Raw genomic sequence first — 12,303 nt, 5'->3', positions numbered from 1 at the left:
CCCCTATTCGGACGACAACACCACCGTGAGGATCCGGCGCAGGCTCATGGCGACTGACGCCGGCGCGTTCACAGGGGACTGACCGGCTGCGGCCTCAGCGACGGCGTTGCTGAGGGCGGCAATGCTGTCCTTCGCCTCCGTTAGACGATTGGCCAATTCGCCCGATTTCGTGTCCCGCCAATGATCAATCACAGCTGCGGACGCCTCCAAGGCCTCCGAAAGGTTGCCCACCACTGCATCCGGGATGACCGTCCCCGCGTCTTTTTCCCAGATGGCGCTGGCCAGGACATCGGTGATGTCCTGGACGTGGAAGGTAAGCCGCTCGAGGGTCCGCAAGCCAGCGAGGTCGCCGGGCAGGCGGGCTGCGCGACGGCGGGACCGGGGATTCGCTTTGGCGCTCAGCTCAGCTTGGTGCACCGCCGTCCGCACAGCTGCCGCGGTGAGCGAGAGTTCGTCGCTGCGGCTCGCCCAGGCCTCATGGTCGGGCGGCCAGGACTCTTCCATGGCCCGGGCCATGTCCTTGAGCTGGCGGGATAAGGCTTCTTGATGGCCCGCAATGGCAGGATCGATCTCATCAAGATGGAGCGGCGGGAACACTAACCAGTTCACGGCGAAGCCCACGGTTACTCCCAACGCCATCTGGAGAACGTAGGCAAAAGAAAACCCTTCGGCGTTCGAGTCACCCAGCACCAGCACGAACAGCGCTGCCATGGGAATCCATTCAGACGCAGTGCCCAGCCGGGGAAGGCCGCCGATAAGCACGCCAAGTCCCACCACCACTGCAACAGCCAGTGCAGTAGGCGCGGCGACGGTGGTGATGGCGAAGGCCATGCCTATCCCCAACGCGAGTCCCAACAGGCTCTGGAGTCCATGTTTAGCAGAGTCCGCCACGGTGGGATGCATGCTCACCAAGGCGCCCAGCGGCGCATAGTACGGGTACGCGGCGGCGGGGCCCGGCATGAAGGGCGCCAGGTACCAGGCGAGGCCTGCTGCAACAGCCGTTTTGGCGGCGAACAGAAGGCGGTGGCGTGTGACGGTTTTTCGAAGCGCGGGAATCAGCCGTCGCCTGAGGGGCATTTGGCTCATCAATCCAACGTTGGCAGGTATGGCTCCCCCTGTCGAGCGGAGAGTGCTGAAAGTGGGCCACAGCATCTTTTGGAATGTGGGGCGATTAGAACCCTGACAAGCGGGTACACACCCATTGATAGTAACGATACTTACTATCCCGGCTGCTGTCCGCAGCCTGCCAACTGTGGAAAGAGAGCGATAATGACTGAGAGCAAATCGCCGCAGGACGGAAGCTTCGCGGCGCCAACCACCGGTGCCCATGCAGGCACCGAACCGTTCACGGGAAACTACCTGGACTCGGCCGATGTTGAGAACCAAACTGCTGGGACCACGGGAATCAGTGGAACCCCCGCCGGTTCGGGAACAGGTTCCGCCAGTTCCGGCAAGGTGGATACTGCCAAGGAGGAAGCTGCGGGTGTAGCAGGTGCCGTAAGCGACGCCGCCGGCGGAGTCGTGGACACCGCCAAAACCGAGGCCGGGCACGTGGCCCGCGAAGTCAAGGTGAATGCCCGCCAACTGCTTACGCAGACCAAGGGTGAGCTGAGCGATCAGGCCCAGGCCCAGCAGCAGCGTGTTGCCGAAGGTTTGCGGTCCATTTCCGACGAACTTTCCACCATGGCCAACTCGACTGAAAACGGTGGCGTTGCCACGGACTTGGTCCAGCAGGCCGCCCAGCGCTCCTCCTCCGTTGCCCAGTGGTTGGAAGGCCGGGATCCCGGCTCGCTGCTGGATGAAGTCAAGGGCTTCGCGCGTCGTAAGCCAGGAACGTTCCTGCTGTTGGCAGCCGGCGCCGGTGTCCTCGCTGGTCGTCTTGGCCGGGGCATGGCAGGCAACGCCTCCGATTCGGCCTCCGCAAGCGGCACGCCAGCCACCATGGAGACGCCTCGTGCCGTTTACTACCCGACTCAGGGCGGCGCGGGAACCACCGCCGGATACGGTTCGGCCACCACCACCGGATACGACGCCGGCACTACTGGCGGCTACGACGGATCCACGCTCCCTTACCCGGAAACGGAGGCCGGAGGCGTCAAGGCCCAAGGCGACCCGCTGGCAGGACCGCGCGATCCCGATGATCCCCAGTACGGAGGTCACCGATGAGCAGTCCCGCCGATCTGCCTCCCACAGAAGCCCACGAAAAGGCGGAGTCCCTTCCCCTTGGTGAGATTCTGAGCGACCTGACACGCGACGTTTCCACGTTGATGCGCCAGGAAGTGGAGCTGGCCAAGGTGGAACTCAAGGAGTCTGCCACCAAGGCCGGCAAGGGCGCGGGAATGCTGGGCGGGGCTGCATACGCCGGCCACATCACCGTGCTGTTCCTGTCCATTGCCCTTTGGTGGGCATTGGGTCAGCTTGTTGGCCTGGGATGGTCCGCTGTTATTGTCGCGGTCATCTGGGGCATCGTCGCAGCAGTTTTGGCTGCCAAGGGCCGCAAGGAACTCAACGCCATCAAAGGCATGCCCCAGACCGCTGAGACGGTCAAAGAAATACCCCCCGCTTTGAAACCGAACACTGAGGAGACACGATGACGCAGAACCCCGACGCCCTGCGCGCCGATATCGAAGAAACTCGCCGGCGGCTCAGTACCAACGTTGATGCCGTGGCTGACAAGGTCACGCCCTCGCACATCGTCAACCGCAGGGTGGACAAGATCAAGACCGCTGTGTTCGGCGCCCGCGATGACGTCAGTGATGCTGCAGGCAACGCTGCACACCGGGCCGGGGACGCTGTTTCCGGCGTGGCCAGCAACGTTTCCGGTGCCGTCTCAGACCTCGGCGACGCCCCGCAGGTGATCACGCGGAAGGCCCAAGGCAGCCCGATCGCCGCTGGCTTGATCGCGTTCGGCGCAGGCCTGCTGGTGTCCTCGCTGTTCCCGGCCTCGGAAAAGGAGCGCGAAGCTGCCCAAGCCGTTAAGGAAGCGGCTCAGCCCCTGACCGATGAGCTCAGCCACGCGGCCCAGGAAGTCGCTGAGCACCTGCGCGAGCCGGCTCAGGATGCGATGCAGAACGTCAAGGACAGCGCCACGGAAGCCGCAGCCAACGTCAAGGACGAGGGCCAGGCAGCAGCCGCCGACGTCCAAGACCGTGCCGGCACGGCCAAGGACAACATCAGTAACCAGTAATTTGCCGCGCCGACCCAACTGAGTCGCAGCAGAGGCCGTTTTGAGCGTTCAAAACGGCCTCTGCTGCTGCTTGGTTGGGTTTGTTGCGCCCTGGGGATATCGGGTCAGCGCACTTCGAGGATCAGCTGCAGCAAGCGGGCGGCGGCCGGACGGGCGGCGTGTTCCTCGGACCACTGCGCACGTGCCAGCGCCTTGCTCACCGCTTGGGTGGTGATGCCAAGTTCCTGCGCCACGGCCCTTTGCTGGCCCCGGACGCCCGGCGTGAGTAGATCCAGCACTCGCCATTCCGCGGCGCTCCGGTGCTGCACAATGTGTCCGAGGAGCCGCAGCACGGCCTCCGCCTCTGAAGCCAGGGCTGTATAGGGACCGTCGACTGCGACGGGGATCCGTTCCTTACCGTTGCGCAGCCGGTCGACTGCCCGGCGGGCGTAAACGAGGCCGTGCCCCGACGCGTCCTTGACCAGATTGGGCAACGGTTCATTGATGGGTCCCACTCCGATTCCCACATACCACTGGCCGGTCCGGAGGGCGATCAGAGCTGTCTCCACTGCCTGATGGCCGGACTCGACGATGCCCTGCACCTCGTCCTCAACCGAGCGGTCGAAATCGAGTCGCGCAGGGATGTGCCGCAGGTCCTTGAGGAGCTGCGGCACGAGGTCGCCGTCGCGGCGACTGTCGCGTTGGTTGATGGTCAGCGTGAACATAGTGGATCAAATGCTACCGGCTGGTAGCCGCTCTGCAAGGGCTTGATTTTCCTGTTTCTTAATCCAGTGCTGTTCGTCCGGTCAATACGACGGCGGGCAACGCACCTGACGTGGCGCGCACGGCATCGGCCATTCCTGCGTCACGCAGACTTTCCTGAATCGCCACAACCAAGGGCCGCGGCTCCTCGTCGGAGGCAAACACCCAGTAGGTGTCCCGGGCTTGGAAAACCACTGCCGTGCACCCACCCGCACCCAGCGAAACCTTCCGGCGTGCCACCAATCGGCGGTCGGGATCACTGCCGTCAGCCGTGGTCACCGCTTTGATGCTCCCGGGCACCATGTCAGTCCAGGGGATCACCACCTGGGTGTGCTCTTGCGAGTACTTGGCCACCACCCCGTGGTCAAACACCAGCAGCTTCCGGAAGCTTCCCAAAAGAGTCATGCCCCACAACAACAAGCCGGTAAGGATGCTCACGGTGACGAACAGTGACGGGTCGCTGAAGTAGCCGGCTTCCCGGGTGGAACGAATGGGGCTGACGAACTCAGCGATGGTCCCGAAGATGAAACCCACCACCAAACAGGGGATCAGCGCCTGCCAAAAGATCCTGCGGGAGGAAGCGACATGGCGCAGCTGGCCGAGCTCAGGCCCGAGCCTGCGCTCCACCCGGCGAACCAGCCAGTTACGGCCGGGCATCAGGACGCTGGCCGTAGAGGTTTGGCATGTTCCGGCGCTCCGCTTCGGCTGCCTGTTCTGCGGCAACTACCTTGGGGTCCGGAACCGGCTGCTGGCCTTGGGCGATGCCCGAGCGGCGGTCAATGGCCGCAAATTTCGGTTCCCAGGTGTCATCCCCGCCGCCACTCACCGCGGAAGCAATGAGCATCACCACGAAGAACGGGAAGAAGGACCAGCAGATGGCGCGCCAGCCGCCCAACCAAGCTCCCGCCGTCGTACCGTCCTTGATCCGCACGGAGCGCATGCCGGCGGCAGCGTCGCCCACACTGCCCACGGACCCCCAGATCATGCCGTAGACGAACAGCCCCACGAACCAAAGAACAACGTAGAGCGTGAGCCACAAGCCGTCGTTGTACCCGAGTGCGGAGCCGCTGTTCATCATGGATTCCCGGAGGACCGCGACGATCGCGGCCAGGACCATGTAGCCAACCAAGAACACCACGGCATCCAACACGCGGCCCCAGAAGTGGGCGCCTCCGGACGCCTGGACGAAGTACGCGCCGGTCTCCGGATGGCGGCGAACGGGGCGGCCGTTGACAGCGTCAAGCAGCGCAGTGAGGGTGGTGGACTTCGAGGTGCTCATAAGGGGCTTTCAGCTCGACGGCGGTGTGCAGCTTGGGTGCGGAACGTCAGGCCAGTCCGGCCAAGCCGCCGAGGACGCCGGCCAGCGAGGTCGCGGACGTTTCCTTCAGTTCCAACGACACCGAGTCGCCATCAACCTGCGGGGTAAGGACGTGGACGCCTGACGGGCCGGTGTAGACCGTAATTGTGGGGAACTCGTTGGTATCCGAATTGAATGCCACCACGGTGCTTGCAGCCAGGGTGTCGGAAAGGGCTGTGGCTGCGTGCTCCTCGAACTGAGCTTCGGTATAGACGGTGGGGTCAGTATCGCGGGCGGCAGCCTTTTCGGGGTCGACGAACTCAGAGAGGCGCTGGGCCAATTGGTCGCGGGTAATGACGGTGAAGCCATGCAAACCGCCTTCGTCCACTTCTTCGAGCAGCACGCCGTCGTCGTGGAGATAGCTGTAGAGCCAGCGCTTGCCGGTGGATACGGTGCGTTCAACGGAAACGACGCTGCTGCCGCTCCGGCGCAGGGTGAGGGCCCCGGTGATTTCCTCCGTAGCGTGCAAGCGCGACGGCTCGCTTTCACCTTCGAAGACCACCGGGTACACGAGTTCCTTGGCGAGCAGTCCGCGCAAGGCGATGGCGCACATCAGTTCCTTGCTGGCGTCCTGGGCCGAAAGCCACGGCAAGGCCACCAATTGTTCGTGCTGCACGCCGTCCAAGGCCACAATTTCTTCGTCGGTCAAGGTGGGCAGGGGCGCTCCGGTGGCGCTGGCCGACGCCAGGACCTTGGCCGCGGCCTGCACGTCCCGTTCGGTCCAATTCATGGTGCTGGCGGTCATCCGAATATCCCTCCGACAAAGTTCCCGACTGATTTGGCGGCGTCACTGACCCCATCTGCCACCTTACTGCCTGCATCTTTCGCGAAGCCCGCCACTTCCTTGGCGCCATCGGCGATGTAGCTGCCCGGGTTGCGGGCGAAGTTGCTGATGGAATCCCAGTTGTCGGCCACCAGGTTACCCAAAGCCCAGGCCCCGGCAACGAGGCCCGCACCAATGACGATCGGCGCACCAATGGGGCCCAACAGGGCCGCGCCGCCTGCAGTCATGAGCATGATGCTGCCCACGCCGCCTACCACTGAAAGGCCGCCGGCCACGCGATCGCCGGTGCCGCGCCAGCCATCGTGTTGGGGGCTGATCATGTCGCTGATGCCGCCCACGATGTTCAGGGGTGCTGCCAAAGCCCCCGCGATGCGCAGGCCCTTGGAGAACTTGCTGGCTTCCTGGAAAGCCTGGCTGTACGGAATGTTGGCCTTGAGGTCGGTGATGACGTCCGTGACCTTTTCACCGTTGCGAAGGGCGGTGATCCCATCCCTCAGGACGGTCCCGCCAGCGCGCCAGTTGGTAAGGATCTCCTTGGTCTTGCCGTACCTCACGTGACGGGGATCGATGACTCCGTTGGGCAGTGGTTTGACGGGCAGGAGGTACCTGACTGCCGCTACCAGCGGACTGACGGCGCCTTTGGCGCCCATCGCGGTGTCGTAAACGTCCCTAAGGACGCCAACCGAGGTGCCTGAGCCATCATTGTGGCTGGCAAACTCCTGCTGGTTGGCGTGCTTCTTCAGTTGGCTCGCGTTTTCGCGCAGCATGGTGGCGGCCTTCATCAGGCTCTGCCGGTGCTGGCTGTTCCAATCGCCCTTGAACACCGTGGCGTCCCTGCCCTGCCACGCCGTCGTGGAGTTGATCGCGTTGGACAACTGCGTACTTTGCAGGCTGATGGCGTCGGCAGCGTTGCCCATCACACCCGCCAGACTGCGAAGCTGCGCGATGTCCGCGCCGTAGAACCCAGCCATATGGAACCCCCTGTGAGCATGCATCGAAAAGTCTCGTTCCAGCCTAGGCGGACCCGCAAGCTGCCGCGATGGGGAGACATGCCCATGTGCATAAACCGTTAAAGAACGACGGCGGCCGGTGAGGTTCGCAGGGAACCGCACCAGCCGCCGTCGAGCGTCAGGCGTTTAGAGCCTTTAAATCAGTGGCCTTCGGCTGAGAAGCGCTTGATGGAGGCTTCCAGCTCGGCTTCGGCAGCGGCGCGGTCGCCCCAGCCCTCGGCCTTGACCCACTTGCCGGGCTCCAAATCCTTGTAACGAGTGAAGAAGTGCTCGATTTCCTTGACCAGGAATTCGCTGACGTCGCTGACTTCCTGGATGTGGTCGAAACGTGCGTCAACGGGGACGCAGAGGACCTTGGCATCTCCGCCGCCGTCGTCGGTCATGTTGAAGACGCCGATGGGGCGGGATTCAACGATGACGCCCGGGTGCAGATCGAAGTCCTGCAGGAGCACCAATGCGTCCAGCGGGTCGCCGTCTTCGCCCAGGGTGTTCTCGAAGAAACCGTAGTGCGTGGGGTACTGCATGGAGGTGAACAGGACGCGGTCCAGGCGGACACGGCCGGTTTCGTGGTCAACTTCGTACTTGACGCGCGATCCCTTGGGGATCTCGATGGTCACGTCGTGCTTCATGGAATGCTCCTTGACGGGTGTGGGTGGGGCGCGGCATGCAAAAGCGCAACCGGCGCCGCCGACTACTATTGAGGATATAGCGAGAGGCCCGGGTTTCTTGAACCGGCGGGGACATTTCAGTACTGACAGGACCAAGCAACTGCATGATGGCCGTTAAAAACCGGGGTGCCCGCAAGTGGGCGTGGGGGCGCTTTACGTGGCCAGTGCTATTGACCACCGTACTGCTGTGCCTGAGCGCTGTGGTGGTGGTCGGAATGGTTCCCGGACTGTTGGGTTTTCCCCGGCCCTCACCTTCGATTCCCGCCTGGCAGCAGGTGCCTGACCGCCTTTCGGGCGTCAACAGTGTGCTTCCGTTGGATGCCGCAGCGCCTATTCCGGCTGCGGGTGAGGTGGCGAAGCTCCTTGACGCTACGTTGAAACCGGATGGTGCGGGCAGTATCAGCGGCGTGGTGATGGATGCGTCCACCGGCCGGGTTCTCTTTGACCGCGAGGCCGACGCCAACCGCATCCCGGCCTCGAACATGAAGCTGCTGACCGCGGTCGCAGCCTTGAAGGCGCTTGGTCCCGAGTCGCGCTTCACCACTAAAGTGCTTGCATCTGACAATCCCTCCACGGTGGTGCTGACCGGGGGAGGGGACGTTCTGCTGGGCGCCTCCGCCTCCGAGCCCACAGCCGTTCTTGGCCGGGCGGGGCTGGTTTCCCTGGCTGCGGACACCGCGGCGGCTTTGGCTTCCGCGGGGATCAAGGGGCCCGTTACCGTGCAGGTGGACGATTCCTTGTTCACGGGGGCGCCCCTTAATCCGGCGTGGAGCCTGGACGATGTCGCGGCCGGGGAAACCGCGCCCCTGTACTCGCTGGCGTTGAACTCCGGCCGCTACGCCCCGGACGTTTTGACCGGACCACGGCCCCAGGATTCCGCTGTCATCGCCGCCCAAGCGTTCGCCGAGCAGTTGGCGGCTGCCGGCGTCGCCGTGAGTCCCGGCGTCGAACGCGGCAGGGGCCTCCCCGCCAAGGTGCTGGCTGCTGCTGAGTCCGCCACGGTCAGCGAGCAAGTGGACCTCATGCTCGAATCCTCGGACAACTTCCTCGCCGAAGCGCTGGGGCGGATGACTGCCTTGGCGTCTGGTCAAGAGGGTACGTACGACGGCGCCACTGCCGCCGTGCGGCAACGGCTGGGGGAGTTGGGGATCACCACGGATTCGATGCAGTTGGCCGACGTTTCGGGCCTTGCCCTGGAGAACCAAGTCACCGCCCGCCAGTTCGCCGAGGTCGTCCGTGCCATCACCAGCGGTCCGGACCTTGCATTGCGGACCGCGCTGGATGGTTTCCCGGTGGCCGGGCTCACCGGGACTCTGGATGACAGATACGTGGACGCCGGTACGTCCGAGGGCGCCGGGCTGGTCCGTGCCAAGACCGGGACGTTGAATACCGTGATCGCGTTGAGCGGCTACGTGGTGGACGCCGATGGGCGGCTGCTGGTGTTCTCGTTTATCGGCAATGGCCTGGACGCGGGTGCTGCGGGTAACAAGGTGGCCATGGATCGATCGGCGTCGGTTCTGGCCTCGTGCGGCTGCCGGGGCTGACTCCTCCGCGCGGAGCGAACTTAAGGCTTACTGTCAGCCACCTGTGGTGTGATGGACCGTATGGTGTCATCTGCCCGAGATTCGTCAGCAGGGGCCCCGTCCCTGATCAATTGGGACTTGGCCGCCTCTACGGCTGCCCGGCTTGCCCCTCCCGGTCCGGAGCTTAGCGCCGGGGAAATCGGCAAGGCGGTGGACAATCTGCGCTTCAACGCGGATATCTCGGTCCCGCACGTGCACGACATCACCGGCTTGGATGCCGCGCGCGACCTGCGTGATTCGCACGTCCTGGTTGTTGACCGTGCCTCGTGGTCAAAGGCCAATACGCAGAGCTTCTCGGTAATGCTCCAACCCGCCTTGCAGAAGATGCTGGAGAGCCGCAGCGGAGTAGCGATGACTCCTGCCGCCGCTGCTGCCAGCGGTGCCATCACGGGCACCCAGCTCGGGGCCGTGCTCGCGTTCCTTTCCAGCAAGGTCCTGGGCCAGTATGATCCCTTTGCCGCCTTGGCCCCTGATGCCAATGTTCCGCCGGGAGGTCGACTCCTCCTCGTGGCGCCGAATATCATCTCCGTAGAGCGCGAACTCAACGTCCACCCTGATGATTTCCGTCTCTGGGTCTGCCTGCACGAACAAACCCACCGGGTCCAGTTTGCGGCTGCCCCGTGGCTGCGGCACCACATGCTGGACGAAATCGAGAAACTCAGCGGCAATCTCCTGGGCAACGTGGATTCTCTGGTAGAGCGGGCCAGCGCCGTGGCCAAGTCCCTGCGCGACCGCAATCCCTCTGACAAGACTCCGGGCCGTGGCGCCATTCTGGATCTCCTGCAGAACCCCGAGGAAAAGGCGTCACTGTCCCACATCACGGCCGTCATGAGCCTCCTCGAGGGTCATGCCAACGTGGTGATGGATGCTGTGGATTCGAGCATTGTTCCCTCCGTCAAGACCATTCGCCAGCGCTTCAACGAGCGCGGCAAGGATCGTGGCGTGGTGGAGAAGTTCATCCGCAACCTCCTCGGCCTGGACGCCAAGATGCGCCAGTACACGGACGGCGCCAAGTTCGTCCGTGAGGTTGTTGCCGTGGCTGGCATGGAGGGCTTCAACCGGGTGTGGGAATCCGCCGAGTACCTCCCCACCGAAGAAGAGATCCACAACTCCAGGCTTTGGCTTGATCGGATGGGGCTTTGAGCGTAGCTTCCGGTTCCGCTGTCGGTCCCGCCGGTAAGGGGCGACGGCGGCCGGGGCGTTTGGCGCCGGTGGTCGGCAAGGCTCGGAAGCAGTTGCAGAACGCATTGGCCTCTGCGGGCTACCCGTCACGTGTGCTTGTAGCCTGCAGCGGAGGCCCGGATTCCTTGGCTCTGGCAGCGATAGCCGCTTACTTTGGTCGGCGCGGGCACGTTGACGGGCACCCGGTGTCCGTTGCCGGCGTGGTGGTTGATCACCAACTGCAGGCGGGCTCTTCGGAAGTGGCTGCGAGCACCGCAGGTGTGCTGCGTGAGTTGGGCCTCTCTCCCGTGGAAGTGCGCGCTGTGGAAGTAGCCTCCACTGGCTTTGGGCCTGAAGCCGCCGCCCGGGATGCCCGTCACGCTGCGTTGGAGTCCGCCGCCGATGACCTTGGCTGTGACGCGATCCTGCTGGGCCACACCTTGGATGACCAAGCTGAACAGGTGCTCCTGGGGTTGGCCCGGGGATCCGGAACGCGCTCACTCGCGGGGATGAGGCCCGCTCGGGGACGCCTGCTCCGACCATTCCTGGGCCTGCGCCGTGAGGAGACTCTGGAAATCTGCGAGGTCGAGGAACTGGATCCGTGGCACGATCCGAGTAACGCCGATCCCGCCTTTGCCCGCTCCCGGACCCGTGTGGAAGTCATGCCGGTCTTGGAAGAGAAGCTAGGGCCGGGTGTTGCGGAGTCGCTGGCTCGGACAGCGGCTATCCTGCAGCAGGACGCAGACTTCCTTGAAGATCTGGCCAACGAGACCTATCTCTCACTTGTGCAGCGGGAAGGAGGCGACGCCTGGCTGCCCGAGGACGCCGTCCGTGAGTTGCCGGCAGCGCTCAGGTTCCGCGTGATCGCGAAGGCGGCGGCCGACGTCGGGGGCCAACAACCCGGCTACGGACGGCTTCAAGCTGCGGAAGCGCTGCTTCGCCGGCAGGGGTCGGCAGGGCCCGTGGAGCTTCCCGGGCACGTCAGTGTGTATCGCTTGTCCCTCAGTGATTTGGAGCAGGAACGGCCTGTTTCCACGGGTGCTTCGCCTGCTTTTTCGGCGGGTGCTGCGGCCGATGGCGTTCCCCGAGTGGCCTCCCGCTGTGGGAAGCTAGTATTCCGGCATCAGAAACCGTCCCAACAGTAGCCGCACCCGAGCATCAAAACAGGAGCCATTGGTGGATTCAAACGACGTCCAGGCAGATCTCAAGCACGTTCTTTACACCAAAGAGCAAATCCAAACGCGCATCGCGGAACTTGCGGCACAGATCGACAAGGACTACGAAGGCCGCGACATCCTCATCGTCGGTGTCCTCAAGGGTGCCGTGATGGTCATGGCCGACCTGGCGCGTGCGCTGCACAGCCACGTCAGCATGGACTGGATGGCTGTCTCGTCCTACGGTTCGGGCACCCAGTCCTCCGGTGTTGTCCGGATCCTCAAGGACCTCGATACCGACCTCATGGGCAAGGATGTCCTGATCGTCGAGGACATTATTGACTCCGGCCTGACCCTGTCCTGGCTCAAGTCCAACCTTGAATCCCGCGGCACGGCCAGCGTCGAAATCTGCACGGCTTTCCGCAAGCCGACCGCCGCCAAGGTGGAAATCGACGTCAAGTACGTCGGCTACGACATCCCCAACGAATTCGTCGTCGGTTACGGCTTGGACTACGCCGAGAAGTACCGCAACCTGGACTTCGTGGGAACCCTGGCCCCGCACGTTTACGAGTAGGCGTCCCCCGCTTACCAGCCGCGCCCCTTTCCGCCGTTTGCACCCGTAACCCTTGGTGCGTTTGGCGGGAGTGGGTGCGGCGTT

The 12,303-nt window shown here is 64.0% G+C and carries 14 protein-coding genes; 7 read left to right on the top strand and 7 right to left on the bottom strand.

Annotation, left to right across the window (positions count from 1 at the left end; genetic code table 11):
• Positions 1 to 3: 3 nt before the first annotated feature.
• Positions 4 to 1,086: an FUSC family protein gene (locus AC0J5Z_RS01380; RefSeq protein ID WP_475036933.1), complete on the bottom strand. Its 1,083-nt coding sequence runs from the start codon at positions 1,084 to 1,086 to the stop codon at positions 4 to 6.
• A gap of 183 nt (positions 1,087 to 1,269) precedes the next feature.
• Between AC0J5Z_RS01380 and AC0J5Z_RS01375 the strand changes: the two genes are divergently transcribed.
• The 3 genes from AC0J5Z_RS01375 to AC0J5Z_RS01365 are packed head-to-tail and all read left to right on the top strand — an operon-like array spanning position 1,270 to position 3,187.
• Entirely contained in the window at positions 1,270 to 2,166 is an 897-nt protein-coding gene (locus AC0J5Z_RS01375) for a hypothetical protein (protein ID WP_475036931.1), read from the top strand.
• The gene (locus AC0J5Z_RS01370) at positions 2,163 to 2,594 is read left to right on the top strand and encodes a phage holin family protein (RefSeq protein WP_475036929.1); all 432 of its coding nucleotides are present in this window, start codon (positions 2,163 to 2,165) and stop codon (positions 2,592 to 2,594) included. The genes AC0J5Z_RS01375 and AC0J5Z_RS01370 overlap by 4 nt, the downstream gene beginning before the upstream one ends.
• Positions 2,591 to 3,187, top strand: a complete 597-nt coding sequence (locus AC0J5Z_RS01365; RefSeq protein WP_475036927.1) for a DUF3618 domain-containing protein — start codon at positions 2,591 to 2,593, stop codon at positions 3,185 to 3,187. The genes AC0J5Z_RS01370 and AC0J5Z_RS01365 overlap by 4 nt, the downstream gene beginning before the upstream one ends.
• A gap of 104 nt (positions 3,188 to 3,291) precedes the next feature.
• Here AC0J5Z_RS01365 and AC0J5Z_RS01360 read toward each other — a convergent pair whose 3' ends face one another.
• The 6 genes from AC0J5Z_RS01360 to AC0J5Z_RS01335 form a co-directional block, all read right to left on the bottom strand.
• Complete coding sequence (locus tag AC0J5Z_RS01360; protein WP_475036925.1) at positions 3,292 to 3,891, bottom strand: hypothetical protein; 600 nt, start codon at positions 3,889 to 3,891, stop codon at positions 3,292 to 3,294.
• A gap of 58 nt (positions 3,892 to 3,949) precedes the next feature.
• Entirely contained in the window at positions 3,950 to 4,585 is a 636-nt protein-coding gene (locus tag AC0J5Z_RS01355) for a hypothetical protein (protein WP_475036923.1), read from the bottom strand.
• Positions 4,572 to 5,207 carry an RDD family protein gene (locus AC0J5Z_RS01350; protein ID WP_475036921.1) on the bottom strand — a complete coding sequence of 212 codons (636 nt, stop codon included), beginning with the start codon at positions 5,205 to 5,207 and terminating at the stop codon, positions 4,572 to 4,574. Before AC0J5Z_RS01350 ends, AC0J5Z_RS01355 begins: the two co-directional genes overlap by 14 nt.
• Before the next feature lie 46 nt (positions 5,208 to 5,253).
• Positions 5,254 to 6,030: a hypothetical protein gene (locus tag AC0J5Z_RS01345; protein ID WP_475036919.1), complete on the bottom strand. Its 777-nt coding sequence runs from the start codon at positions 6,028 to 6,030 to the stop codon at positions 5,254 to 5,256.
• Positions 6,027 to 7,040: a hypothetical protein gene (locus tag AC0J5Z_RS01340; protein ID WP_475036917.1), complete on the bottom strand. Its 1,014-nt coding sequence runs from the start codon at positions 7,038 to 7,040 to the stop codon at positions 6,027 to 6,029. Before AC0J5Z_RS01340 ends, AC0J5Z_RS01345 begins: the two co-directional genes overlap by 4 nt.
• Positions 7,041 to 7,219: 179 nt before the next feature.
• Positions 7,220 to 7,708: an inorganic diphosphatase gene (locus tag AC0J5Z_RS01335; protein ID WP_014920365.1), complete on the bottom strand. Its 489-nt coding sequence runs from the start codon at positions 7,706 to 7,708 to the stop codon at positions 7,220 to 7,222.
• A gap of 146 nt (positions 7,709 to 7,854) precedes the next feature.
• Here AC0J5Z_RS01335 and dacB point away from each other — a divergent pair, with 146 nt between their 5' ends.
• The 4 genes from dacB (at position 7,855) to hpt (ending at position 12,219) form a co-directional block, all read left to right on the top strand.
• Positions 7,855 to 9,291: a D-alanyl-D-alanine carboxypeptidase/D-alanyl-D-alanine endopeptidase gene (dacB, locus tag AC0J5Z_RS01330; protein WP_475039489.1), complete on the top strand. Its 1,437-nt coding sequence runs from the start codon at positions 7,855 to 7,857 to the stop codon at positions 9,289 to 9,291.
• Positions 9,292 to 9,351: 60 nt separating this feature from the next.
• Entirely contained in the window at positions 9,352 to 10,473 is a 1,122-nt protein-coding gene (locus tag AC0J5Z_RS01325; protein ID WP_475036915.1) for a zinc-dependent metalloprotease, read from the top strand.
• A 92-nt stretch (positions 10,474 to 10,565) separates the two neighbouring features.
• On the top strand, positions 10,566 to 11,636 hold the full coding sequence (tilS, locus tag AC0J5Z_RS01320; protein WP_475039487.1) for a tRNA lysidine(34) synthetase TilS: 1,071 nt from the start codon (positions 10,566 to 10,568) through the stop codon (positions 11,634 to 11,636).
• A gap of 31 nt (positions 11,637 to 11,667) precedes the next feature.
• The gene (gene hpt / locus AC0J5Z_RS01315) at positions 11,668 to 12,219 is read left to right on the top strand and encodes a hypoxanthine phosphoribosyltransferase (protein WP_011772910.1); all 552 of its coding nucleotides are present in this window, start codon (positions 11,668 to 11,670) and stop codon (positions 12,217 to 12,219) included.
• The last annotated feature ends 84 nt before the right edge of the window (positions 12,220 to 12,303 follow it).

The sequence above is a fragment of the Paenarthrobacter sp. TRD_SC_7 genome (assembly GCF_056156245.1).
The sequence above is the reverse complement of the archived record's forward strand: the minus strand, read 5'-3'. Positions and strand labels throughout refer to the sequence as shown.

Excerpts from the sequence above, each read along its gene's own strand:
- AC0J5Z_RS01380 (WP_475036933.1), bottom strand. The coding sequence starts at position 1,086 with ATGAGCCAAATGCCCCTCAGGCGACGGCTGATTCCCGCGCTTCGAAAA.
- AC0J5Z_RS01375 (WP_475036931.1), top strand. The coding sequence starts at position 1,270 with ATGACTGAGAGCAAATCGCCGCAGGACGGAAGCTTCGCGGCGCCAACC.
- AC0J5Z_RS01370 (WP_475036929.1), top strand. The coding sequence starts at position 2,163 with ATGAGCAGTCCCGCCGATCTGCCTCCCACAGAAGCCCACGAAAAGGCG.
- AC0J5Z_RS01365 (WP_475036927.1), top strand. The coding sequence starts at position 2,591 with ATGACGCAGAACCCCGACGCCCTGCGCGCCGATATCGAAGAAACTCGC.
- AC0J5Z_RS01360 (WP_475036925.1), bottom strand. The coding sequence starts at position 3,891 with ATGTTCACGCTGACCATCAACCAACGCGACAGTCGCCGCGACGGCGAC.
- AC0J5Z_RS01355 (WP_475036923.1), bottom strand. The coding sequence starts at position 4,585 with ATGCCCGGCCGTAACTGGCTGGTTCGCCGGGTGGAGCGCAGGCTCGGG.
- AC0J5Z_RS01350 (WP_475036921.1), bottom strand. The coding sequence starts at position 5,207 with ATGAGCACCTCGAAGTCCACCACCCTCACTGCGCTGCTTGACGCTGTC.
- AC0J5Z_RS01345 (WP_475036919.1), bottom strand. The coding sequence starts at position 6,030 with ATGACCGCCAGCACCATGAATTGGACCGAACGGGACGTGCAGGCCGCG.
- AC0J5Z_RS01340 (WP_475036917.1), bottom strand. The coding sequence starts at position 7,040 with ATGGCTGGGTTCTACGGCGCGGACATCGCGCAGCTTCGCAGTCTGGCG.
- AC0J5Z_RS01335 (WP_014920365.1), bottom strand. The coding sequence starts at position 7,708 with ATGAAGCACGACGTGACCATCGAGATCCCCAAGGGATCGCGCGTCAAG.
- dacB (WP_475039489.1), top strand. The coding sequence starts at position 7,855 with ATGGCCGTTAAAAACCGGGGTGCCCGCAAGTGGGCGTGGGGGCGCTTT.
- AC0J5Z_RS01325 (WP_475036915.1), top strand. The coding sequence starts at position 9,352 with ATGGTGTCATCTGCCCGAGATTCGTCAGCAGGGGCCCCGTCCCTGATC.